This window comes from Sphingomonas montanisoli, from assembly GCF_008274695.1.
GTDB lineage: Bacteria > Pseudomonadota > Alphaproteobacteria > Sphingomonadales > Sphingomonadaceae > Rhizorhabdus > Rhizorhabdus montanisoli.
In genome coordinates this window covers 1122511-1145145 of record NZ_VTOU01000001.1, presented here as the reverse complement: position 1 = coordinate 1145145, position 22635 = coordinate 1122511, and the positions used below count along the sequence as shown (strand labels likewise).

The window sequence follows — 22635 nt, the reverse complement described above, 5'->3', positions numbered from 1 at the left end:
ACGAAAAGCGGGAGAGAACTGCGCGTAATGTAGCCGTTGTCGGGAACGCGGATTGCCAGCCTGACAGTCTGTTTGTGCGGCGGAAGCCGAATGGCCGCTTAGCCGCTACCGCGCCACGTTCGGCACCGTCGCCGCGACGACTTCGCTGCCCGCGCGCGAGATCGACCAGAGGGTGCGCTTCGCGCCGCCCTTTTCCCAGGCGACTGCCTGGCCGTTGGTGGTGAGGCCGATCGTGGCGACGTGCAAAAGCGTCGATCCCGCCTCAGGGATGCGGATCGCGTAGAGCTCGGGTCGGTCGTGGCCGGTGACGTAGAGAAGGCCGTCGTCGCCCCAAACACCTCCCGACGTGCTGAAGGGGGCGAAGCGATCGAGGACGGCGGGCGGGAACAGCCAGGCGCCGAGTTCGGTGAAGTCAGGCGCGTAGCGGACGAGCGTGGTCAGCTTGTGGTCACGGCCGGGTTCGCCGCCCTTATTGTCGTAATTGGCGAAGCCGGCCCACCAGCTGCCGTCATGCCAATCGAGCCAGGTCAGCGATCCGCGCTGCGGCCCCAGGCTGCGCGTGCGGACATGCGCCATCTTTCGGGTATCGAACCATTCGATCGAGCTGGCCTGCGGCACTTGCGAATAATTGGAGGCCGCGCAGACCAGCATCGCGCGATCGAGGATGCAACTGTTCATGTGGTGGAACAGCTTGGGATCGCCCTGCCACCGGGCGACGCGCTGGCCAGTGCGCCGGTCGTACTTGCCGATCTCGGCGTTGGAGATGGCGTAGATGTAGCGCTTGTCCGCGACGACGCCCTGATGCGCCTCATCCGCCTTCATGCGGAAGGTTTCGGTGACGGCGGGCGGCGTGTCGGCCGCGATCGCTGGGGCGGAGAGGGCGAGGGCGAGGAGCAGGGCGATGATGCGCATCGGACCCGACTATAGAAGCCATGTTGCAGCCCGGCTACCGCCCCTCCGGAAAAGCAGGATCGGAGACGCGCTTTTGCGCCTTGCGGAGATAGTCTTTCGGCGCAGAGGTTCGCGAAAAGAACCCGCCAAGAGGAGCAGCGACAGGGATGCTGAAGGATATTCGTGAGCTGAAAGGCGATCCGGCGGCCTATGCGGCCGAACTGCAGCGGCGGTGGACCGGGCTGCTCAGCTATCGCTACATCGGCCGCAGCCATTTTTCGATGAATGCGGGACCGGAGGACAACACCGTCACCCTGCGCCGCGACATGCGCAATGCGGCAGGCGGGCTGATGGTCGCGCCGATATCGATCACGGCGCCCGAAGGCGGGGTGATGACCGACCTCACCACCGTGCCCAATCCGGTGATCCACAGCTGCCAGATCCTCGATCCCGCGCCCGACGTGAAGCGGATCGAAATCATCCAGACTGAGGATCTGAAGACCGGATCGCGCATGTGTTACAGCCGGTCGAAGATCGTCGATGCCGATGATCATCGCCGCGTCATCGCCTTCGTCGAAGGGCAGGGCGCGATCATCGGCGTGCCCCCCGAGGGGCTGGAGAAGATCCCCGAGGATAAGCTCGACATCGTCGACGGCCCCGATCTGCCGCCTTTGTGGCAGGCGTTCGGCGCGATCCGGCGCGATAGCGGGCATTGGACCCTGCCCGCGCTGGCATCCGAATTCGCATCGCCCGACGGCGCACTCCACATCGGTCCGCAGCATGTCGCGCTCGAAACGGCCGCGATCGAGCTGGCCGCCGAGCTGGCCGGCACAAACCTGCTCCAGATGGAATCGTGGCACGTCATGTTCCTCGCGCGCGGCAAGATCGGCCCGTTCCGCGTCGAGGGGGAGGCGGTACGCGGGACCGCGGGCAAGATCGGGGTGCGGCTGACCCTGGTCGACGAGGGCGCGGGCGACGCGCGGCTGACATCGGCATCGGCGGTGATGCGCGTCGTGGGCGCCTATCGCGGCTGACGTCGGGGCTTGCCTTGGCTCTGGGATTTCTGCGAGCAACGGCAAATACAGCTAACTCAAAAGGAGAGATTCGCGTGGGTGACAGTTTTCGCGGTAGCCATCTCGTCGATCCGCAGCTTGTGCCGTTGCTCGGCATCCTTCCCAAGGAATTCACCGCCGACAATCTGGATGCGCTGCGCCAGCCCTTTCCGGCGATGCCGCTGCCCGAGGAGCTGCTCGCCGCGACCACGCTGGAGGAGCGCACCATCCCCGGCCTCGATGGGGAGCCCGATGTCCGTCTCGTCCTGATCCGCCCGAAGAACCTGCCCGCCAACGCGCCGGCGGTGCTCAACTTCCACGGCGGCGGCTATCTGATCGGCCGCGCGGAAATGAGCGAGGCGTCGCAGCGGCCAATCGCGCAGAAGCTCGACTGCCTGATCGTTAATGTCGATTATCGGCTCGCGCCCGAAAACCCGTATCCAGCGCAGGTCAACGATGGCTATGCCGCGCTCAGGTGGCTGTTCGAGAACGCCGCTGAACTGGGCGTCGACGCCACGCGGATCGGCGTGATGGGCGACAGCGCGGGCGGCGGCCTGGCCGCGGCGATGGCGCTGCTGGCGCGCGACAAGGGCGAGTATAAGCTGGCCTTCCAGTATCTGGTCTACCCGATGCTCGACGACCGGACCTGCACGAGCGACGATCCGCATCCTTATGCGGGCGAGGTCGGCTGGAACAACAATTCGAACCGCTTCGGCTGGTCGGCGCTGCTGGGGCATGAGCCGGGCAAGGACGGCGTGTCACCTTATGCCGCGCCCGCGCGCGCCGAGGATCTGAGCGGCCTGCCGCCGACCTTCATCATGACCGCGGCACTCGACCTCTTCGTCGAAGAGAATTTCGAATATGCGCGCCGTCTGCTGCGTGCGGGGGTGCCGACCGATTTCCACTGCTATCCGGGCGCGATCCACGGCTTCTACTCGATCCCCGGATCGGCCGTTTCGGGCCGTGCGGTGTCGGAAGGCCATTCGGCGCTCGCGCGCTTCTTCGGCGCCTGATCGGAGCGACCTGATGGGCATCCACAAACGCATATCGTTCAATCCGATATCGACGTGGAACTGGACGCTCGATCAGGACATCGCCTTCTGCAAGGCGCGCGGCATCGACGTCATCAACGCGACTTTCCTGAAGTTTCGTGATGACGTCGATGCCGGGATCGCCGCGATCCTCGCCGCCGGGCTCAAGAGCTGTTCGCTCGCGGGCGGGGGGACCGAAAGTTTCATCGAAAGCGAAGAACAGACGCTCGCGGGACTGAAGCCGTATATCGATGCGGCACATGCGCTGGGGGCGCCGTCGATCTATGTCGTCAGCGGTCCCACCCCGCCGCGCATGCCGACCGACGATGCCTGCGCGGCCTTCGCCAAGTGCATGGGGACGGCGAACGCCTATGCGGCCGAACGCGGCGTGCGGATCGCGATCGAGAACAACAGCATCACGACGCGCGACACCGGCTTCCTCCACACGCTCGCCTCGGCGGCGGACGTGGCGCGCGCGGCCGATGTCGGCATCTGCCTCGAGCTCCAGAATTGCTGGTACGAGCCGGGCCTGCCCAGGCTGTTCCGCGACAATGTCGACCTGTTTACCTGCGTGCAGGTGAGCGATTTCCTGGTCGGCGAACCCACCAAGTTCAACCGCCGCGTGCCCGGCGACGGATCGATCCCGCTCGAATGGATCATCGGCCACCTGCTCGACGCGGGCTATGCCGGCTATTTCGACGTCGAGTTGCTGGGGCCGGCGATCGAGGCGGAGGGGTATGAGTCGGCGGTGGATCGCTCGATCGACTGGCTGACCGAACGCTTCGTGCGCTGGGGCGTCTGACGCCTAACGCAATTTCGCGATATTGAGCCCGTCGGCCTTGGCGCGATCCTTGGTCGATTCCTCGGAACGCTTGAGCGCCTTGGCGATCGCTTTGAGCGCCATGCCCTTCTTCGCGAGCATGTGGAGCTTCTGAACCTCGTCTTGGGTCCAGGGCTGGCGGTGGCGTTCGAAACGATCGGCGGACATGGCCTCTCGTCGCGCATCGCATGCGGGCGCGCAAGCCCTGGCTTATGATGATGCCGATCGACGCTTTGGTTGACCCCCGCGCATAATGCGCCCACTGGTCAGGAGCAGCGCCTCGCTTCCGGGGCGCGCGATCGCGATCGGCGGCGCTGGACGCCCTTCGCCAGAGCGACGCATTCGTCGCGGACCAGCAAGCCGGCCGCCGACGTCCGGTCGTTAATCCACCGGACGATCATTCGGCTCGCCGCGCGAAGGGACGCGAACATGGGCTTCCATGCCCTTTTCGGCCTGCACAGACCGGATCTCATGGCGAGCCGCTGGGACGAGGGGCGTTTCGTCACGACCTGCCTTTCGTGCCGTCGGCCGATGATCAAGCCACCCGGCCAAGACTGGACGATCGACCGCGGCACATCCGCGCGTCGGCCGAACTGACGACGCCATCGCCGTCCATCAAGGAGCATCAATGTCGAGAATCCCCGTAAAGCCCTATCTCATCGCCAAGGATGAGGACGGCAACTTCCGCCTGACCGTGCGGGTGACGCGCTATAATTCGCAGAATTATCCCCTCGTCACCTCCACGCTGCAGGAACCCATATTCAAGACGGCCACCGCCGCCCGCGCCTATGCGCGCGAGGAATTCGGCGCCGAGGCCGGGCAGTACGCGACCAAATAGGACGCGCTTCACAGGGAGACGATCATGGCCAAAGGTCAACAGAAGAGCGGCCGCGAAATCCGCAAGCCCAAGAAGGAGGCGCCGCCCAAGCCCAACGCCTCCAATCCATCGACCAAGGGCACTCCGGCCCGCGTCGATTGAGGTTCTGGCGGGCAGGGCCGTTGGCTTGTCGATGGCTGGCCCCGATGTTATAACGCCCGTATGAACATGAGCCTCAAGATCATCAAGGTCGGCAACTCCTCGGCGGTGATCCTGCCGAAGGAGTTGATGGCGCATCTCGACGTAACGGCTGGGCAGAGCCTGTCGGTTTCGCGCACGCCGCGTGGGATCGAACTGAGCGCCCCCGACGAGGATTTCGAGGCGCAGATGGCGGCCGCGCGCGAGGTGATGGCGCGGCGCAAGCGCGCACTGCGCGAACTCGCGAAATAAGACCATGTCCCAGGACTGGGTCTGGATCGCGGCCGATGTGGCGCGCGCGGCGCATGCCGAGCAACTTGCCGAACATGGCGGGGGCGAGGGCGTGCGCGACGACGGGCTGCTGGAAAGCGCAATGGCGCGTGCACCCAATTTGGCGGCTTATGGCGATCCGGATGTTGCGGCGCTCGCGGCAGCCTATGCCTATGGCATCGCGCGCAACCATCCGTTTGTGGATGGCAACAAGCGCACGGCGGCGGTGGTCAGCGAAACGTTTCTGATGCTCAATGGCTATACGCTGGCGGCGACCGATGCCGAACTCGTCGTCGCGTTTCTGGCATTGGCAGCTGGTGAATTGAGCGAGGAAGCGCTGGCGGACTGGTTCCGCGAGCATATCGCTGCGATCTAATCCAACCGAGGCTGCTATGGGGTGGAAAGCGGACATTCGCGGGATCGCATGATCGAGGTCCGCTAGGGTCAGAAGCGACCCCGTGCCGGAGGGATCAGGCAGGAAAATGAATTCCGCACAGCTTGTTGCCGTCGGGATCACGAAAATAGGCCAGTTCGATGGTGCCCATAGAGGCAGTTTCGCGCGGTCCGGGAGGAGCTTCGATCGAGGTTCCGCCAGCGGCAACGGCGGTATCGTGAAGCTGCTTCACCTGCTCGGGCGAGTCGCAGGAAAAGGCAACGGTGCTGCCGTTGGCGATGCTTGCCGGTTCGTCGTTGATCGGCTGGCTGACGATGAAGTTGGTCCCGCTGCCGTTATTGTAGATCAGACGTGTATGACCGCTGTCGGCGATGTTCCTCGTCCCTTCCCCTGCACCCAAGGTACCGAGCACCGTGTCGTAGAAGCGCTTGGACCGTTCAATGTCGTTCGATCCGACCATGGTGTGAAAAAGCACGCATACTCTCCTGAAGGCTGAACGACTTCCGATCGCCATTAGCGGTCTTTCCTAACCGGAACATAATCCGCAGTCACTCCCAAGCCCTCGGAATGTCCGCTACTGCGGCGTTAGCCGACGTGCGCCTTTTCCTCCCTCTCCCGCTTGCGGGAGAGGGCTGGGGTGAGGGTCTGCCTCATCTCCTCGTGACGGCAGAAGAAGAAGAAGGAGAAGAAGAAGACCCTCATCCAAACCTTCTCCCGCATGCGGGAGAAGGCTTCAGAAGCCAGAAGAAGCTGGACCCCGGGTCAAGCCCGGGGTGACGGGGTGAGATCGCGGGTTGGGGCTTAGCTCTCGTCGCCCATGCGGAGCGCCGCGATGAACGCCTCTTGCGGGATGCTGACCGAACCATATTCGCGCATCTTCGCCTTGCCTTTCTTCTGCTTGTCGAGGAGCTTGCGTTTGCGGCTGGCGTCGCCGCCATAGCATTTCGCGGTCACGTCCTTGCGCATCGCGCTGATCGTCTCGCGGGCGATGACCTTGCCGCCGATCGCGGCCTGGATCGGGATCTTGAACAGGTGGCGGGGGATGAGTTCCTTGAGCCGTTCGACCATGCCGCGTCCGCGCACCTCGGCAGTCGAGCGGTGGACGATCATGCTCAGCGCGTCGACGGGCTCCTCGTTGACCAGGATGCCCATCTTGACGAGGTCGCCCTCGCGATAGCCGATCTGTTCGTAATCGAAGCTGGCATAGCCCTTCGACAGCGACTTCAGCCGATCATAGAAATCGAAGACCACTTCGTTGAGCGGCAGTTCGTAGGTCGCCTGGGCGCGGCCGCCGACATAGGTGAGGTTCTTCTGGATGCCGCGTCGATCCTGACACAGCTTCAGCACCGAGCCGAGATATTCGTCGGGCACGTAGATCACGGCCTGAATCCACGGCTCGGCGATCGTTTCGATCTTGTTCGGTTCGGGCATGTCGGCGGGATTGTGCAGTTCGACATGCCCGCCGCCGTGGGTCAGTTCGATCTGATAGACCACCGACGGCGCGGTGGTGATGAGATCGAGGTCATATTCGCGGATCAGCCGCTCCTGGATGATCTCCAGATGGAGAAGTCCCAGGAAGCCGCAGCGGAAGCCGAAGCCCAAGGCCGCGCTCGTCTCCATCTCGAAGCTGAACGATGCATCGTTGAGGCGTAGCTTGCTGATGCTCTCGCGCAGCTTTTCGAAATCGGCGGCATCGACCGGAAAGAGGCCGCAGAACACCACCGGCTGGACTTCCTTGAAGCCCGGCAGCGGCTCGGCCGTGGGCTTCTTCGCATCGGTGAGCGTATCGCCGACGCGGGCCTGCGCGACTTCCTTGATCTGGGCGGTGATGAAGCCGATCTCGCCGGGGCCGAGATCGGGCAGATTTTCGATCTTGGGACGGAAGGCGCCGACGCGGTCGATCAGGTGGGTGGTGCCGGTGGCCATGAACTTGACCTGCTGGCCCTTGCGGACCGTGCCGTCGATCACCCGGACCAGGATGACGACGCCGAGATAGGGATCGTACCAGCTGTCGACGAGCATCGCCTTCAACGGCGCGTCGGGATCGCCCTTCGGCGCCGGGATGCGTTCGACGACCGCGTCGAGAATCTCTTCGATGCCGATGCCGGACTTGGCGCTGGACAGCACCGCGTTCGACGCGTCGATGCCGATGATCTCCTCGATCTCGTTGCGCACCTTCTCGGGCTCGGCGGAGGGAAGGTCGATCTTGTTGATGACCGGGATGATCTCGTGGTCATGCTCGATCGACTGATAGACGTTGGCGAGCGTCTGCGCCTCGACGCCCTGCGCGGCATCGACCACCAGCAGCGCGCCTTCGCACGCGGCCAGGCTGCGGCTGACTTCATAGGCGAAGTCGACGTGGCCCGGCGTGTCCATCAGGTTGAGGATGTGACCTTTCCACTCGAGGCGCACGGTCTGCGCCTTGATGGTGATCCCACGCTCCTTCTCGATATCCATATTGTCGAGAACCTGCGCGGACATCTCGCGCTCGGTCAGCCCGCCCGTCCGCTGGATCAGCCGGTCGGCGAGGGTCGACTTGCCATGATCGATATGGGCGATGATCGAAAAATTGCGGATGCGGTCGATGGGCGTCACGGGGTTCTCTAATCGGCGGGAAAGGGATTGCGCCGCGCGATAGCAGGCTTCGTGCCCGATGCCAAAGCGTCGATGATCCGGCACGATCTTGTCTGCACCATTGATTGTGTAGCGCGATTGTAACCGCTTTGTGTCCGGATCGTCACAGGCGACCCATATGCCCCGCCCCGGGGAAACCAATGGGGATTCAGAACATGATCACGTTTCGCGCCGTCCTTCTGTCGGCGGTCGCCGCCGCATCGTTGCAGGCGATGCCGGCCTTCGCCCAGTCGCGCCAGGTTCTGACGCCCAATATCAGCACGGCGGCAGGCGCGGTCAGCGCGACGCTGAACGGCAACACCTTCGTCAATCAGGGGCTGTTGGGCGCGGGTCGCATCAGCGCGACGACGCTCGATTTCCGGGGCGAGACCTTCGGCAGCTTCTCGGGCATGGCGATCGACCTGAAGACGTGGCGCCGCAACGCTGATGGCAGCTATTCGGGCGGGATCTACACACTGCCCGATCGCGGTCCGTTTGACGGCGCGATCGATTATCGCAACCGCGTCCACACATCGAACGTCACCTTCCGTCCGCTCGCGCCGGGATCGGCCGCGCTGCCGCAGTCGACCGCGTCGCAGAGCCAGGTGACGATCACGCCGACCGGCGGTTTCACGTTGAAGGATACCAACGGCGTCGAGATGACCGGTCGCGATCCGGGCGCCAGCACCGTGACGCGCAACGGTATCGTCTATCCGCTGGCCACCGACGGCACTGCCGCCGGCCGCATCGCGCTCGATGCCGAGGCGATCGCCTTCCGTCCCGACGGCACGTTTTACATCTCCGACGAATATGCCGACGGCATCTATTATTTTGACGCGTCGGGTAAGCAGATCGGCGCGATCCAGACGGTGGCCGCGATGCTGCCGCGTACTGGCGGAACGATCAACTTCAACAGCGTCACCCCGGGCCAGACCGGCCGTCGCAACAATCAGGGGCTGGAGGCGATGGCGCTGACCCCCGACAACAAGAAACTGGTGGCGATCCAGCAGTCGGCGACGGTGCAGGACACCAATGGCGCCAACCAGCAGACGCGCAACAACACCCGCATCCTGGTCTATGACATCAGCGGCAATGCGACGCCGACCAACCCGATAGGCCATTACGTTCTGCAGCTTCCGGTGTTCAACAATAACGGCACCGGCGCGGCCGCCGATCGCACCGCCGCCCAGTCCGAGATGCTGGCGCTCAACGACACCCAGTTCCTCGTCCTCGCCCGTGACGGCGTGGGGCGCGGCGTCGCGGCGAATGCGAGCACCAGCACCACGCCGCTGTTCAAGAGCATCCTGCTGGTCGACACGACCGGCGCGACCAACCTGGCCGGCACCGCGTTCGAAACCACCAACGCGCCGATCGCGACCAACGGAACGCTGAACGCCAGCATCACCCCGGTCCAGCAGGTCGAGCTGATCAATCTGGTGAATCCGACCCAGCTTGCCCGCGTGGGCATGAACATCACGCGCCTGCCGGTCAGCACCCCGACCACGATCAGCGAGAAGATCGAGGCGATGGCGCTGGCACCGGTGCTGGAGGAAGGCGCGCCGCAGGACTTCTTCCTGTTCGTCGGCAACGACAACGACTTCCAGGGCAGCACGATCTGCTTCAACGGCGTCTGCTCGCCCTCGGGTGCGCTCGACGGGACGGGAAACAACGACAGCGTGCTGATGGTCTATCGCCTGACGCTGCCGACCTATGTCGATCCGCTGGCGCTCGCGTCGATGATCGACAGCGCGCCGCGCGCGCTCACCGGCCTGCGCAGCGCGGCGGCCGAAGTCGGCTTGGCGGGCGTCGAACCCGCTATGGGGCAGCTCGGCAGTCTGCGCCGCGCGCTCGGCGATTATGGGCAGGGCGTGCGGATGTGGCTTGGCGGGCAATGGTCGCGCTTCAACGCCGCGCCTGCGGGCTTCGGCACGGTCAATGCGAAGACCGAGGGGCTGAGCGGCGGCGTCGATGTCGGCGTCGGCCCGGCGCGCATCGGTGCGAGCATCAGCTATCGCAACGCTTATGGCGCGGTTGGCCGCGGCAACCGGCTGAACGGCGACGGCTATGCGGTTGGACTCTATGGTGGCGTGGCGCTGCCCAACGGTCTCTATGCCGAGATTGCGGGCAGCCGATCGTTCAACGTCGATTTCGACCGGATCGATCGCGCTACCGCTTATGACCAGACCGCCAGGGGCAAGACCGGCGCGCGCGTCTGGGCCGGCAGCGGCGAATTGGGCTGGATGTTCGGGATGGGCGCGGTCAAGGTCGGGCCGTTCGCGGGGGTGGACTATGTCGACGTGAAGGTCGACGCCTTCACCGAGACCGGCGCGTCACTCGCCAACGTCGCTTATGCCGACCTCGACTATCGTCGCTGGCGTGGCCGTGCGGGCGGCGAGGTGCGCGCCACCGTCGCCGAATCCTTCGTGATCAACGCCCGTGCCGGTTACATGACCGAGGACGAGAAGGGGGATCGCAGCGCGACCGTCCGCCTCGCTTCTGCGCGGCACAGCATGGGCAGCCAGACCGTTGTTCTGCCCGACACGACTCGCGACCGCGTGTTCGCGGGCGGCGGCTTCGGCGGCAGCGCGATGGACGGCGCATGGACTTATCAGGTCGCGGTCGAAGGGCGCTTCGATCAGGGGCCGGACGAGGGCCGTATCAGCCTGAACGTCTCGCGTCGTTTCTGACGTTTTGACGGACTTTGGTGGGATCCTGCACGTCGTGCAGGGTCTCACGCACAAGCGCGTTGCTGACGTGCGATGGCTGCGCTCGGCGTGGATGAGCTTTCCGACGATTGTGGATTGTCTTGCAAGCGATCGATGGATGTATGCGATCGCTTTCGGGCGCGATAGACGGCCGCCGATTATGTGGTAGCGTGTCAACTCGAAACAACAAATTAGCGCAGAATCGGGGGTGAATATGCGCATATGTGGTCTCGTTACATTTGCGTTGTTCTTATGCGCAGCGGCCGATGCGCAGACGTCGTCTCAAGATTGCCGATCCGCTACCATAGCCAAAGCCGACGGCACGCGAGAAGAGCGTCGGTATTGTCGCGATTCCTCCGGAACATTCGTGCCTGCGGGGACGCGAGCGCTTGCGGCGGCGCCGCTCCCATCGCGCGCGGAGCTTACCTATCAGGGCCGATACGTGATGACCGTCACGCGACCTGGCCCGGCGATGCGCAGGTTGGATGTGCAGAGTTTCCTTCGCTCGGCTGGTAAATCGACGGAAATCGAAGGAACGACGACGATCCTGCTTCGATTCAACGGGTCAGCGGTGACAGGCAGCATCAGCGCAACTGGCGGATGGCACGGCGCGGGGCTCACTGGGACGGTCGGCAACGGCATGTGCCGCTTGGCGGCGGAGGATGGCAGCTTGAGTATCGAAGGGAGTTGCGGGCGCACGGGTTTCAAAGGCAGGATTTCCGGACGTGGTGCAGGCACGACTTTGTCCGGTCGATTCGAAACATCCGCGAAAACAGTCATCGATGTTGCTGAGCGCGAACAGCAACGCGAAGACGCCGCCGCTGCCGCCCGGGAAGAGGCACGAAGGAAGGCCGAAGCTCAGCGGCAAGCAATGGCTCAGTTGGAGGCTCGCGCTGCTGCGGGCAACGTTGAGGCGATGTGGGTAGCGGGTATGACCTACGAGTCTGGCGAAAAAATTGGGCAGGATTATGCCAAGGCCGCTGCCTGGTATCAGCGGGCTGCCGCAAAGGGTTTTGGCCCAGCCTATCGGGGATTGGCGCGGCTATATTATGAGGGAAACGGCGTGCCGCAGAGTAAGGCGCGCGCCTTCGATAACTTCCTGGCCTGTGCCAACGCCGCAGAGCTTAAAGATTTTTATGAATCAAAGACTGGCTGCATGTATCTGGCGGCCCAAAGTCTATATTTGGGAATAGGTGTAGTTCGGAACGAAGCAGCCGCAGCCCGGTGGTTTCGTGCATGTGCGGCGCGGAAGAATGATGACTGCATCGAGTGGATAAACGAACACGGCGTGCGATGATCACAAAGGTCTCATCTCGCTGATTTCGCTGCAGAATCTAATTGTTCGAATTTGGTGATTTTGCGTGGACAGGATAGTGGTGAAAGTATAGGAAATCTGGGGCAGAAATGGGGGGTCATTATGCTTATTCGTTCCTTGATAGTAGTGTTGGCTGCATTGTCATTTGTGGCCGCAGCGCCGGTTCAGGCCGCCAAGTGCGGTGGAGGGACTGCCGGAGCGTTGGTGGGTGGAGTGCTCGGCGGCCTTTTGGGTGCCAAGATCGATGGAGGTCGCAAGAATACGTTCGGCACGCTAGTTGGCGGCGCCATTGGAGCTTTGGCTGGCGGCGCAATTGGAAAGGCGCTGGATCGCTGCGAGCAGGAAAAGCTTGGGAAAGCTACAGAAACAGCGCTTAACAGTTCGTCGACGGACGGCGGGTCTTCACAAAGCTGGGAAAGCGATTCGCGTCCAGGCGTACGTGGAACGGTCAGTGTCGGCGCTCCCGTGACCACTGCTGATGGTCGAGTTTGTCGAGCGGCCCGTCGTGTCAACTACATCGACGGACAAGAAATGGCCGATGCGCCGACTTATTGTCGAACGCCACCCAACAGTGGCTGGGCTTTGCAAGCGGCCTGAACCATGTTGTTGCGATTTTCTCAATGGGCGGCGGCTATTGCCGCCGCCTTTCTTGTCGAGCCGGCTTTGGCGCAATCAGTATCTAGCTATTGCGGCCCGGATGTGCCCCAAAGCGCGTACGGAAACCCGACATTCTGGGGAAGCCAACTTACTTATCGTGTCGGCGAAGCGGACGGCATGCGCATTTTAATGGCAGAAGGCGCCGTGAAAACGAATGATGCGGCGACTTTTGCCGACGCACTTGCCCGCGCGGGAGCCATTGACGAGATATGGCTGTCGTCACCCGGCGGCAATATGTACGAAGGAATGAAAATAGGCCGCCTGCTTCACCGCAGTGGGATTGCCGTACGTGTTCCTGCTGGGCGTGCATGTATAAGCTCTTGCTCTTTGGCGCTTCTGGGAGGTGTCCTTCGATCGGTTGATCAGGGTGCTTATTACGGCATCCATATGTTTACTGCCTATGGCGATCTCAAGGGTGGCGTCAGCGTCAGTGGCGCCCAACTGAAGGGGATTGAACAAGATTCGGCGCAAGCTGCCGCAGATTTGGCGCGCTATCTCATCGAAATGTCAGCGTCTCTCGATTTCTTGACAGGAATGTCTGGCCAGAAAAACGATGGCGTTTGTTTCGTGACGCCTTCCGGTCTACGCAAATACAACGTGTCGAACATCGAATAACAATTCGATCGCCGAGTGCCGTGTAACGGCATCGAGCAAATCATTAAATCGTCTCACCGCATCGTCGGCACGATTCCCGCGGCGGTGAGCGCGGTCAGGGCGATGTCGAAGCGGTCCGCAGGCGGGCCATCGACCTTCATCCAGCGCACGCCGCGTCGATCGAGTTCGGCGGTGCACAGGTCATAGAAGCGCTTGCGCTCGGTATCGTCGCCATAAACGCGGACCTCGTCCTGCACGAACGGCAGGTCGATGCCGGGGACGAGATAGAGATCGGCCAGTTCCCAGTCGCGATCGAACCACGGATCGCGCTGTCCCAGCATCATGTCGCACCACACAGACGTCATCAGCGGATCGGTATCCGTGAACATGATGCCGTTGCGGGCCTGCGGGATCATGGCGCGGGTGACGGCACGATGGCCTTCCGCGATGGCGATCATGTCGGCCATCGTCAGGTCGGTACCATGCTCCTCGCAATAGGTGCGGCCATATTCGGGAACCCATACGGTGCCGAACCGACGCGCCAGCGCGGCCGCCAGCGTCGATTTGCCGGTGCTTTCGGGTCCGTGCAGGGCCACCACGACGGGCCTGCCAACCCTTTCCAACTTCACTTCGCCATGCTCCGACGCCAGCCCACCAGTCCCCAAACCGACAGTCCTAGAAACAGCGTGTAAAGCGCCGCCGTGACATGAAGGTCCTTAACCCAATACATACCGATCGAAGCGATATCCACCACGATCCACAATATCCAGTTTTCCCAATAGCGTCGGGACAATAATATCTGCGCGACGATGCTGGTCATCGCGATCGGCCCGTCGATCCAAGGCAGCGCGGCATCGGTATAGTGCGCCATCGCGCCGCTCCAGATCACGGCCGCAACCAGCGTGATCGCGAGCCAGCCGAACCGCAATCTTGCCGGCATCGACCGCGTCACGACTTCGCCTGCTTCACCTTCGGCGCGATGCCAGACGATCCAGCCGTAGATATTGATAACAAAGAAGAAGAGCTGCAGCAGCGCGTCGCTGTAGAGCTTTTCTTTGAAGAAGATGACGCCGAAGAGCGAGACCATCGCGAGCGCGAACGGATAATTCCACACGCTGCGCCTGGCGACGAGCGCAACATTGGCGGTGCCGAGCAATGCGGCGATTGTTTCGGTAGCGTTCACTGTGTTGCGATAGCAAGGCGGTGGACGGCGGGCCAGCCCGATAAGGGCACCTTGGGGATGTACAGAATTCTTTGATTTGAAGCGGGCGGCCTTTCGCGCAATCTGGCGGGATGTTGCACCGCAAAGCTTCCGGGCAGAATTACGCCTTCGTCGTCGTCGGGGTCACCTTCTTCGCGCTGTTGATCGCGGCGGGATTAAGGTCGGCGCCAAGCGTGCTGCTGCGTCCGCTCGAACTCGGCTTCGGATGGGATCGCGCGACGACGAGCTTCGCGGCGGCGATCGGCATCTTCCTCTACGGCCTGGTCGGGCCGTTCGCAGGCGCACTGATGCAGGGGATCGGCATCCGCCGCACGATGCTGGGCGGCCTCACGCTGATGGCGGTCGCGGTGCTCGCCAGTCTGTGGATGCGCCAGCCGTGGCACTATGTGCTGCTGTGGGGCGTGGTTTCGGGCATCGGGAGCGGCGCGATCGCCGGGGTGCTGGGCGCGACGATCGTCAACCGCTGGTTCGCCACACGGCGCGGGCTGATGATGGGCTTGCTGACCGCGAGCACGGCGACAGGATCGTTGATCTTCCTGCCCTTCATGGCGTGGCTGACGCGCACCGGCGCGTGGACGCCGGTGGCGATCTTCGTCGGGATCGGGGCGGCGGCGATGATCCCGATCGTGTGGCTGTTGATGCCCGAATCCCCCGCCGCGATCGGCACGACCCGCTTCGGCGCAGCGCCCGGCGAGGTGCCGCCGGCCGGCCCGGCGCGCGGACCCGGCTTCGCGATCCAGGTGCTGGTGGATGCGGCGCGGGTGCCGATGTTCTGGCTGCTATTCGGCACGTTCTTCATATGCGGCCTGACGACGAACGGCCTCGTCGGCACCCACCTGATCGCCTATTGCGGCGACAATGGCATTCCGGCGGTGCAGGCGGCGGGGCTGCTATCGCTGATGGGGCTGTTCGACCTGATCGGCACGACCGCGTCAGGTTGGCTCACCGATCGCTACGATCCGCGCAAATTGCTGTTCGCTTATTACGCCTTTCGCGGGCTTTCGCTGATTGCGCTGCCGTTCCTCGATTTCAACGCGACGGGGCTGGTGGTGTTCGCGGTGATCTACGGGCTCGACTGGATCGCAACGGTGCCGCCGACGGTGGCACTCGCCAACCGCCATTTTGGCGAGGCGCGGGCACCGATCATCTTCGGCTGGGTGCTGACCGGGCACCAGATCGGCGCGGCGGTGGCGGCGTTCGGCGCAGGTCTGATCCGCAGCGAGACGGGCAGTTACCAGGCCGCCTTCATGCTGGCGGGCGCGTTCGGCGTGCTGGCCGCCTTCGCCGCGATCGGCCTTGCCCGCCGGCCGGAACCGCTGGCGGTCTAGCGTGAGAATTTTCCCACGCGAATCCCTTGCGCACCCCGAAACTCGCTCTTATAGCGCCTCGACCTAGCACGAACCGGTCGGCTCCCGAGGCCCACTGAATGACCGGTTGCTCCGTCGGGGAGTAGCTCAGCCTGGTAGAGCACTGTCTTCGGGAGGCAGGGGCCGGAGGTTCGAATCCTCTCTCCCCGACCATTTCATCCATCATTCGCGGTTTCTATGGATCGACGCCTTCGGGCGGAGAAACCCGTCAGGCAATGCGAACGTCTCACGGGATCGTTTGAAGCTTCCGGGCGCCTGGGCTGACGGAAAGGGACCATTGCTCGCCTAAGCGCCGCTTCGATAGAGCGGCATCGTTACGCCGCCGAAGCGGCGTGCCCGGCTGTTCGATCCCTATCTCTGAGCGGGAGCCACGCGCACGGGCGCGACGCGCCATATCGTGTTCGACAGATCGTCCGCGACAAGGAGCGCGCGCCCCACGGGATCGAAACGGACCCCCACAGGCCGGCCGCGCGCATGTCCGTCCTTGAGGAACCCGGTCAGCACGTCTTGAGGCTTGCCGGAGGGGCGGCCGTTGGCGAAGGGTACCCACACCACCTTGTATCCGGACGGATCCTGGCGATTCCAGCTGCCATGTTCGCCGACAAACGCGCCGTTGGTGAACCGGCCTAACCCTTCGCCATCGGCGAAGCTGAGGCCGAGGGCCGCGACGTGCGAGCCCAGTGCGTAATCCGGGCGGACCGCCTTTGCGACCAGTTCGGGCTTCTGGGGGTGCACGCGCGGGTCCACATGCTGGCCCCAATAGCTATAGGGCCAGCCATAGAAACCGCCGTCCCGGATCGACGTGAGATAGTCTGGCACGAGTTGCGGGCCGAGTTCATCGCGCTCGTTGGCGACTGCCCATAGCATATTGCTCTGCGGCTCGATGGCGAGTGCCGTCGGATTGCGTACGCCTGAAGCCATAGTGCGGTGTGCGCCGGTCGCCCGGTCGATCTCCCAGATGACCGCGCGATCTTCCTCCACCGCCAGCCCGCGTTCGCCGACGTTGCTGTTCGATCCGATGCCCACATACAGCTTGGTGCCGTCGGCGCTCACCGCAAGCGATTTGGTCCAGTGATGATTGATCCGCGAAGGCAGCTTCGTCACTTCGATACCCGGCGTCGTGATCCGGGTGACGCCGTCGCGATAAGGGAAACGCAGCAGCGCATCCTGATTGGCGACGTAGATCTGCCCATCGACGAAGGCGAGGCCGTAGGGCGCGTTCAGCCCGTCGATCAAAACGGTCCGCACCTCTGCCTTTCCGTCTCCATCGCGATCACGCAGCAACGTGATACGGTTTCCGCCTTTGACCGAAGTCTTTCCGCGCGACTTGATCAGCCCCGCGATGATGTCCTTAGGTCGGAGCGCGGGCGCTGACTTGCCGGAGCCTTCGGCGACCAGGATATCGCCGTTGGGGAGTACCAGCAGTTGGCGCGGCACCTTGAGATCGGTCGCGAGGGCGGTGACGGTGAAGCCCTGAGGCCCTTTGGGGGCTTCTCCGTCCCAACCGACCGGGGTCGCGATCTTGATGGGTGGGAGCAGCGTCTGACGCTGTTCGGGAAGATCGGGCGAAGACCCTTCCTGGTCGATGCCGGGGCGGCTGCTGCCACAGGCTGCGAGCGCCAGCGCAATGGCACTGGTGGCGAAGATCGTGCGAAGCTGCATCATGCGCTCCTCCGGCCGCTATGAGCGATCCAGCCCGCCGCGATCGCGAGCGCGGCGCTGATGATCGAGAGGATGAGGCCGGCGGTGCCGACCGAACTCCATCCGTCCTTGCTGTGTTGAAATGCGTTGATGAGCCCGGCGCCCCACATGATCGCCAGCAAGCCCGCGTAAATCCCCGCGCGGCTGCGCGACCGGGTGCGGCGGAAGCGAACAAGATCGATCAGTGCCCATAGCAGTGCGAAACCACCCCCAACCAGCGCCCCGGCATTCAGCCATGCCGCGAAGTTGGTCCACTGGACTTCCGCGCTGTTGAGATAGGCGATGTCGGCGAGGAGCGCTCCGGTGAAAAGCGCTACCGGGAAAGCAAGCAGCAACGCCTGCAAAGGATGGAGCAGCGGTCGGGCCGCTGGCGGGGTGGCGAGCAAGTCGGGTCTCCGAATAAGGCGAGCCGGGATCGAATGCGCGGAAGGCATCACCGGTTCCGCGATCAGCATGTCAGTCCCGCACGCGCTCCACCGTCACGGTCTGCGCGTTGAGGTCGATGCTGCCGAAAGCGGAGAGGAAGGCGATGTCGGCGGCATCGCGCCCCACGACGATCCGCGCCATCGTGTCGGGCGTCGCCATTCCGGTTGCGTCGATGAGATACCAGTCGCCCAGATAAACTTCCGCGACCGCATGGAAATCGGGCGGATCGACGCCCGGCGCATAGACGCTGGCCATTCGCGCCGGGATACCGGCCGCGCGGGCGAGCGTGATCATCAGATGGGCGTAATCGCGGCACACACCCTGTCGATCCACGAACGTGTCGGCTGCGGTGGTTTCGGCATTGCTGGCCCCGGCCTTGTAGGTCAGTGACCGCTCGATCCAGTCGCGCATCGCAATGACCCGAGCGCCGCCCTGCAGGTCGGCGAAATCATCGTCGATGAAGGTTTCGAACCGGTCCGACGGGCAATAGCGCGAGGCCATGAGGAAGGGGACGGCTTCGGCAGGCAGCTTATGAAGCGGGATCGTCGGGAGGGATCGGCAATCGCACAGATTGCGATCGATCACGACGGTCGCGCGATAGTCGATGACGATCTGCCCCGTCGCGCGCGTCCACAGTCGCTCGCCGATGCCTGCTTCGCCGGCCACCCGAACGATGTGGTCGTTCGCCGAGATATCGAGACGACCGAATTCGATCTGCTGATCGGGAAGCATCGCCGCCTCGATCTGGATCAGCAGGTCGGTCGGGCGCTCTGCCTGATAATCGAGGTGGGCTTTTATGCTGAGCTTCATCGCCGCCTCAACGCCAGCCGCACCCGTTCGAGCCGGTGGTCTGAAAATATCGCGGCATTCGACCGCACCAGCGGAAATCGACTTAACGAAGATCAAGATTGGTCGGTTGGGTGGAACGCCTCTGTTGCTGCGCCTGTTGTCTCATCCGAGCGGACGCGAACGTCCGCGCAAGGAAAGGATCCGACATGAGCGTCGAAGGCAAGATCAAGGAAGCTGCAGGCTTCGTGAAGGAAGAAGCCTACGAGCATGGCAAGTCGCCCGAGAGCCAGAAGAAGGCCGAAGAGGGCCGTGAGCTGCGCAACGAAGGCCGCGTCGAAGATGGCAAGGCACCGAAGACCACGACGCCCGGCACCGACGCCTGATCACCGATAATCCGCTGGGTTAAGGAACGCCGTCCTTCGGGGCGGCGTTCTTCGTTGAGTATAACAAGGAGAGCCAAAATGGCAGATGCGCAGGCGTTGAAGGAACATCTCTGGAAGAAGCTGACCGATGGCCCATTCATCATGATCGGACTGATGGGCGGCGGACAGCATAGCGAGCCGCTGACGGCTCAGCTCGACAAGGACCAGGTCGATCGACTCTACTTCTTCATCGGTCGTGACAATCGGCTCGCCGCCGGCGGCGCGGCAATGGCGCAGTTCGTGTCGAAGGGGCAGGATTTCTTCGCCTGCCTGTCGGGCACCGTGCAGGTCGATCAGGATCGCGCGATGATCGACAAGCTCTGGTCGAAGCCTGCCGAAGCCTGGTTTCCGGGCGGCAAGGAAGATCCCAACCTCGCGCTGCTGCGCTTCGACATCGCCGATGCCGAACTTTGGGAGTCGGACGTATCGCTGGGCGGGAAGCTCAAGATGCTGTTCGGCGGCACGATCAAGCCGAGTGAAGCCGGTAGCCACGCCAAGGTGGCGTCGACGGCGGTCTGATGCGAACGCGGGCGGCATGTGCCGCCCGCGACCTGTTCAGGGCCGCTCGGTCGCGGTGAACGTGGCGACGCTCTCGCGCTTGCCCAAAGCGAGCGCGGCCGACCATCCGCCAGCATCGGCCCCGGGCTCGGCAAAGCTCTGAAACGACTTCCACGCATCGTCGCCCCATTCGGCGGCGTCATGTCCGGCCGCGAGGCACAAGGCCATCCCGCCCGCCACGTCCCAGATATTCGGCCGTTCGAACCAAGCCATCTCGAACAACCCGGCGGCGACGAAAGCGCACTCGATCGCGGCCGATCCGGTCTTGCGGCCGTCCCAACCCAGCGTCGATTGCTGTGTCGCGCGCGGTTCTCCGCCCAGCCTCCGCCGGATCGCAGGATTGGGCTTCGTTTCCAGCGCTGCGCCATTGAAGCGGACCGAATGCCCTTCAGCCGCGTGATAGACGCCGGGCTCCAGCGCGTGGCTGGTGCTGCACCACACGGCGCCCACGATCGGCCGGCCGCGATAAAGAACCCCGACCGAGGACGCGAACAGGGGGAAGCCGTTGATGAAGTTCGCGGTCCCGTCGATCGGGTCGACCGCCCACAGGAAATCGTGGCCCAGACCGGGGCGGTGGTCCATCTCTTCGCCGACGATATCGTGATCGGGGAATTTTTCCGCCAGCCGCGCGCGGATCAACGCCTCCACCCGGCCGTCCACCTGCGAGACAGGATCCTTGAAATGGGTCGGGTCTTCCTCGACCCCCTTATATTTCACCACCATCATGCCGCCGAGCGCCGCGCGGATCTCCGCGCCGCCCAGTTGCGCAAGTTCCACCGCCACATTCTCGATCTCGGCGAGCAGGGATTCGTCGGGTGCAGTCGCGGTCATGTGCAGGCCTCCTGTGGCACGAGGATCTTCACCCAATTGGGGCGGATGCGGACGTCGACGCGCCCCGACAGCGCCTCGTCGGGCGATCGATCGTCGAGGCGGATATGCCGGTCGTTCACCGTCAGCGATGCGGCCGGCGTGCGACGTGTCGCAATCGGGAAAGGGCCGTCATCGGGGCATTCGGCCCAACGCAGCACGATGTCGCGGTCCTCGGGCCTCACCAGCACGATGTCGAGCAGGCCGTCCCCCGGTTCGGCGCCCTGCGCGAGCGCCAGATGCGATCCGACGAACGCGATGTTCATCAGCTCGACCATCAGGCATGGGCCGGACCAGCGCCACTCGGCCGTTTCGATCGCGCAGTCGAATGCCACGGCCTCGGCCAGCGCCTTGCGAAAGGCTGCGCGGCCGTTGCGCTCTTTTTCCTCGGCCGTGTCCGGCGTGTCGTCGGCTTGGTCGAAGGCTTCGGACAGCACGCCGGACCCCAGCGCCTCGACGAAAGTCTGGTGTCCCCATGGGCCGTCGGCCTCGCATCGATCGAGCCTGCGCCAGCGGTTGATGTTCCAGGCGCGCGGGATGGCGCGCCATTCACCGTCGACCCCGGCCGCGTTGGCGATATTGTTCGAACCGCCCAGGGGCAGGATGCCGATCGGTATTGCGGTGCGATCGAGCGTCGACACGACATCGGCGACCGTCCCGTCGCCGCCCGCCGCTATGACAAGGTCAACCGTGGTTTGCAGCGCTTCGGCGAGATCATCCTCGCCATGCGCGCAGTAGAGCGGTTCGATGGCGGCATCGCGCAACACGGCCTCTATTTCCGCACGCGACAGCGGATGGGTTCCCGCATTGGCATTGTGAACCAGCAATGCGCGCAGCATCTCCGTATCCCCGCCGATCAAGTGTTGTGCGACCCCGCCTGAAGCGCTTCGCTCATGTCGGCGACGGTGGCGCCGCGTTCACCCAGCGGGCGCGGGTGGCCGCTGGTCGTGTCGACTGCGGTCTGACGTTCGGCCTCGGCATTGACCAACGCGCCGATCAGGACGGCATAAGCGGATATGTAGAGCCACATCATCAGCACGACGATCGCGCTCAGCGATCCGTAGGTCACGTCATATCCGGCGAAATTGGCTGCGTAGAAGCCAAAGCCAATCGTTGCGAGAAACCACAGGACCGTCGCAAGCAGCGCGCCCACGCTTACCCATTGCCAGCGGGCATCGCTTCGATCGGGCGCAAAGCGGTACATTGCACCGATTGTGAAACTGGCCAGCATCGCGGCGATCAGCCAAGTCGCGATCCGCACGATCAAAGCTCCGATCGGTCCGATCGCGGCGACCATGTCGCCCACCAGGCCCAGCATCGATGCCGACAGCACGCCGACGATTCCGATCGCGATCGCGCCGACGATCAGGGACGAGGCGATCAGCGTAGAGCGCACGAAAGAGCGCCGATCCGCCTGCTCATAGACGACGTTGAGCGCGCTCATCATGCCGCCTGACGCGCGGCTGGCGCCGTAGATCGAAACGGCGAGGGCGATGATCAGGCCGAACCCCTTCTTGCTCGCCGCAGTCGTCGTGAGCGCGATCAGCTGATCGTAGATGAGCTTCGCGGCATCGGCTGGCACCAGATCGATGATCATCTGCATATGCCGCGCCACCACGGCCGGGTTGGCGATCAGTCCGTACGTCATGACCAGCGCGCCGAGCAGCGGCACGAAGGAAAGAAACGCGTAGAATGCCACGCCGCCGGCCATGAGGCCGACATTGTGTCGGCCCGCATTGATCCAGACGCGCCCCAGGATCGCCTTCCATGCCGGCCATCCGTAGGACGTGGGTGTCTCGGCCCGCGCGCCGAGTTCGATCTGCTTGTCTGTCGCTGTGGTCATCTCGCTTCCCGAACCGTCCAACGCGCAAAAAGTGCGACAGAGGGAGAAATTTATGTCCCGCAGGAACATTGCGACGAGTCAGT

25 protein-coding genes and 1 tRNA gene are annotated in these 22635 nt (G+C 63.7%); 14 read left to right on the top strand and 12 right to left on the bottom strand.

Going from position 1 to position 22635, the window contains the following annotated elements; all coding sequences use genetic code 11:
- Positions 1–105: 105 nt before the first annotated feature.
- Positions 106–912, bottom strand: coding sequence for a hypothetical protein (locus FYJ91_RS05685; RefSeq protein WP_149521268.1), 807 nt, complete (start codon positions 910–912; stop codon positions 106–108).
- Between the two features lie 146 nt (positions 913–1058).
- Here FYJ91_RS05685 and FYJ91_RS05680 point away from each other — a divergent pair, with 146 nt between their 5' ends.
- The 3 genes from FYJ91_RS05680 to FYJ91_RS05670 all read left to right on the top strand — a co-directional run bounded on the left by FYJ91_RS05680 (position 1059) and on the right by FYJ91_RS05670 (position 3776).
- Positions 1059–1925, top strand: coding sequence for a hypothetical protein (locus tag FYJ91_RS05680; RefSeq protein ID WP_149521267.1), 867 nt, complete (start codon positions 1059–1061; stop codon positions 1923–1925).
- Between the two features lie 74 nt (positions 1926–1999).
- Positions 2000–2956, top strand: a complete 957-nt coding sequence (locus FYJ91_RS05675; protein ID WP_149521266.1) for an alpha/beta hydrolase — start codon at positions 2000–2002, stop codon at positions 2954–2956.
- A gap of 13 nt (positions 2957–2969) precedes the next feature.
- Positions 2970–3776: a sugar phosphate isomerase/epimerase family protein gene (locus tag FYJ91_RS05670; RefSeq protein WP_181008367.1), complete on the top strand. Its 807-nt coding sequence runs from the start codon at positions 2970–2972 to the stop codon at positions 3774–3776.
- Positions 3777–3779: 3 nt separating this feature from the next.
- On the opposite strand, the gene FYJ91_RS05665 is transcribed toward FYJ91_RS05670, so the two are convergent.
- Positions 3780–3962, bottom strand: a complete 183-nt coding sequence (locus FYJ91_RS05665; protein ID WP_149521264.1) for a hypothetical protein — start codon at positions 3960–3962, stop codon at positions 3780–3782.
- A gap of 460 nt (positions 3963–4422) precedes the next feature.
- Here FYJ91_RS05665 and FYJ91_RS05660 point away from each other — a divergent pair, with 460 nt between their 5' ends.
- The 3 genes from FYJ91_RS05660 (at position 4423) to FYJ91_RS05650 (ending at position 5455) form a co-directional block, all read left to right on the top strand.
- Positions 4423–4632, top strand: coding sequence for a hypothetical protein (locus tag FYJ91_RS05660; RefSeq protein ID WP_149521263.1), 210 nt, complete (start codon positions 4423–4425; stop codon positions 4630–4632).
- A 201-nt stretch (positions 4633–4833) separates the two neighbouring features.
- Entirely contained in the window at positions 4834–5061 is a 228-nt protein-coding gene (locus FYJ91_RS05655) for an AbrB/MazE/SpoVT family DNA-binding domain-containing protein (RefSeq protein WP_149521262.1), read from the top strand.
- A 4-nt stretch (positions 5062–5065) separates the two neighbouring features.
- Positions 5066–5455 carry a type II toxin-antitoxin system death-on-curing family toxin gene (locus tag FYJ91_RS05650; RefSeq protein ID WP_149521261.1) on the top strand — a complete coding sequence of 130 codons (390 nt, stop codon included), beginning with the start codon at positions 5066–5068 and terminating at the stop codon, positions 5453–5455.
- A gap of 94 nt (positions 5456–5549) precedes the next feature.
- Here the strand turns inward: FYJ91_RS05650 and FYJ91_RS05645 are convergent, their stop codons facing one another.
- Complete coding sequence (locus tag FYJ91_RS05645) at positions 5550–5948, bottom strand: VOC family protein (RefSeq protein WP_149521260.1); 399 nt, start codon at positions 5946–5948, stop codon at positions 5550–5552.
- Positions 5949–6274: 326 nt separating this feature from the next.
- On the bottom strand, positions 6275–8068 hold the full coding sequence (lepA, locus tag FYJ91_RS05640) for a translation elongation factor 4 (RefSeq protein ID WP_149521259.1): 1794 nt from the start codon (positions 8066–8068) through the stop codon (positions 6275–6277).
- 194 nt (positions 8069–8262) lie between these two features.
- Between lepA and FYJ91_RS05635 the strand changes: the two genes are divergently transcribed.
- The 4 genes from FYJ91_RS05635 to FYJ91_RS05620 all read left to right on the top strand — a co-directional run bounded on the left by FYJ91_RS05635 (position 8263) and on the right by FYJ91_RS05620 (position 13378).
- On the top strand, positions 8263–10773 hold the full coding sequence (locus FYJ91_RS05635; protein WP_181008366.1) for an esterase-like activity of phytase family protein: 2511 nt from the start codon (positions 8263–8265) through the stop codon (positions 10771–10773).
- A gap of 463 nt (positions 10774–11236) precedes the next feature.
- Positions 11237–12088: a tetratricopeptide repeat protein gene (locus FYJ91_RS05630; protein ID WP_246152470.1), complete on the top strand. Its 852-nt coding sequence runs from the start codon at positions 11237–11239 to the stop codon at positions 12086–12088.
- Positions 12089–12208: 120 nt separating this feature from the next.
- Positions 12209–12703, top strand: a complete 495-nt coding sequence (locus FYJ91_RS05625; RefSeq protein WP_149521256.1) for a glycine zipper 2TM domain-containing protein — start codon at positions 12209–12211, stop codon at positions 12701–12703.
- A 3-nt stretch (positions 12704–12706) separates the two neighbouring features.
- On the top strand, positions 12707–13378 hold the full coding sequence (locus FYJ91_RS05620) for a COG3904 family protein (RefSeq protein ID WP_149521255.1): 672 nt from the start codon (positions 12707–12709) through the stop codon (positions 13376–13378).
- Between the two features lie 53 nt (positions 13379–13431).
- Here the strand turns inward: FYJ91_RS05620 and FYJ91_RS05615 are convergent, their stop codons facing one another.
- Entirely contained in the window at positions 13432–13956 is a 525-nt protein-coding gene (locus FYJ91_RS05615; RefSeq protein ID WP_149521254.1) for an AAA family ATPase, read from the bottom strand.
- 26 nt (positions 13957–13982) lie between these two features.
- Positions 13983–14540, bottom strand: coding sequence for a nicotinamide riboside transporter PnuC (gene pnuC, locus FYJ91_RS05610; protein WP_149521253.1), 558 nt, complete (start codon positions 14538–14540; stop codon positions 13983–13985).
- A gap of 110 nt (positions 14541–14650) precedes the next feature.
- Between pnuC and FYJ91_RS05605 the strand changes: the two genes are divergently transcribed.
- Complete coding sequence (locus FYJ91_RS05605) at positions 14651–15907, top strand: MFS transporter (RefSeq protein ID WP_149521252.1); 1257 nt, start codon at positions 14651–14653, stop codon at positions 15905–15907.
- A 115-nt stretch (positions 15908–16022) separates the two neighbouring features.
- Positions 16023–16099 (top strand) — tRNA-Pro (locus FYJ91_RS05600).
- Positions 16100–16297: 198 nt separating this feature from the next.
- Here FYJ91_RS05600 and FYJ91_RS05595 read toward each other — a convergent pair.
- From FYJ91_RS05595 to FYJ91_RS05585, 3 genes are all read right to left on the bottom strand, one after another.
- Positions 16298–17611 carry a PQQ-dependent sugar dehydrogenase gene (locus tag FYJ91_RS05595; protein ID WP_425473978.1) on the bottom strand — a complete coding sequence of 438 codons (1314 nt, stop codon included), beginning with the start codon at positions 17609–17611 and terminating at the stop codon, positions 16298–16300.
- Positions 17608–18033 carry a DUF2231 domain-containing protein gene (locus FYJ91_RS05590; RefSeq protein ID WP_149521251.1) on the bottom strand — a complete coding sequence of 142 codons (426 nt, stop codon included), beginning with the start codon at positions 18031–18033 and terminating at the stop codon, positions 17608–17610. Before FYJ91_RS05590 ends, FYJ91_RS05595 begins: the two co-directional genes overlap by 4 nt.
- 70 nt (positions 18034–18103) lie before the next feature.
- On the bottom strand, positions 18104–18883 hold the full coding sequence (locus FYJ91_RS05585; RefSeq protein ID WP_149521250.1) for a transglutaminase-like domain-containing protein: 780 nt from the start codon (positions 18881–18883) through the stop codon (positions 18104–18106).
- A gap of 185 nt (positions 18884–19068) precedes the next feature.
- Here FYJ91_RS05585 and FYJ91_RS20520 point away from each other — a divergent pair, with 185 nt between their 5' ends.
- Together FYJ91_RS20520 and FYJ91_RS05580 are read left to right on the top strand one after the other, a co-directional pair.
- A complete protein-coding gene (locus FYJ91_RS20520; RefSeq protein ID WP_181008364.1) occupies positions 19069–19245 on the top strand; it encodes a hypothetical protein in 177 nt (58 codons plus the stop codon).
- A gap of 78 nt (positions 19246–19323) precedes the next feature.
- Positions 19324–19803, top strand: coding sequence for a pyridoxamine 5'-phosphate oxidase family protein (locus FYJ91_RS05580; protein ID WP_149521249.1), 480 nt, complete (start codon positions 19324–19326; stop codon positions 19801–19803).
- A gap of 36 nt (positions 19804–19839) precedes the next feature.
- Here the strand turns inward: FYJ91_RS05580 and FYJ91_RS05575 are convergent, their stop codons facing one another.
- The 3 genes from FYJ91_RS05575 to FYJ91_RS05565 are packed head-to-tail and all read right to left on the bottom strand — an operon-like array spanning position 19840 to position 22552.
- Complete coding sequence (locus FYJ91_RS05575; protein WP_149521248.1) at positions 19840–20673, bottom strand: inositol monophosphatase family protein; 834 nt, start codon at positions 20671–20673, stop codon at positions 19840–19842.
- On the bottom strand, positions 20670–21548 hold the full coding sequence (locus FYJ91_RS05570; RefSeq protein WP_149521247.1) for a diacylglycerol/lipid kinase family protein: 879 nt from the start codon (positions 21546–21548) through the stop codon (positions 20670–20672). Before FYJ91_RS05570 ends, FYJ91_RS05575 begins: the two co-directional genes overlap by 4 nt.
- Before the next feature lie 17 nt (positions 21549–21565).
- Positions 21566–22552 carry a YihY/virulence factor BrkB family protein gene (locus tag FYJ91_RS05565; RefSeq protein WP_149521246.1) on the bottom strand — a complete coding sequence of 329 codons (987 nt, stop codon included), beginning with the start codon at positions 22550–22552 and terminating at the stop codon, positions 21566–21568.
- Positions 22553–22635: the final 83 nt, after the last annotated feature.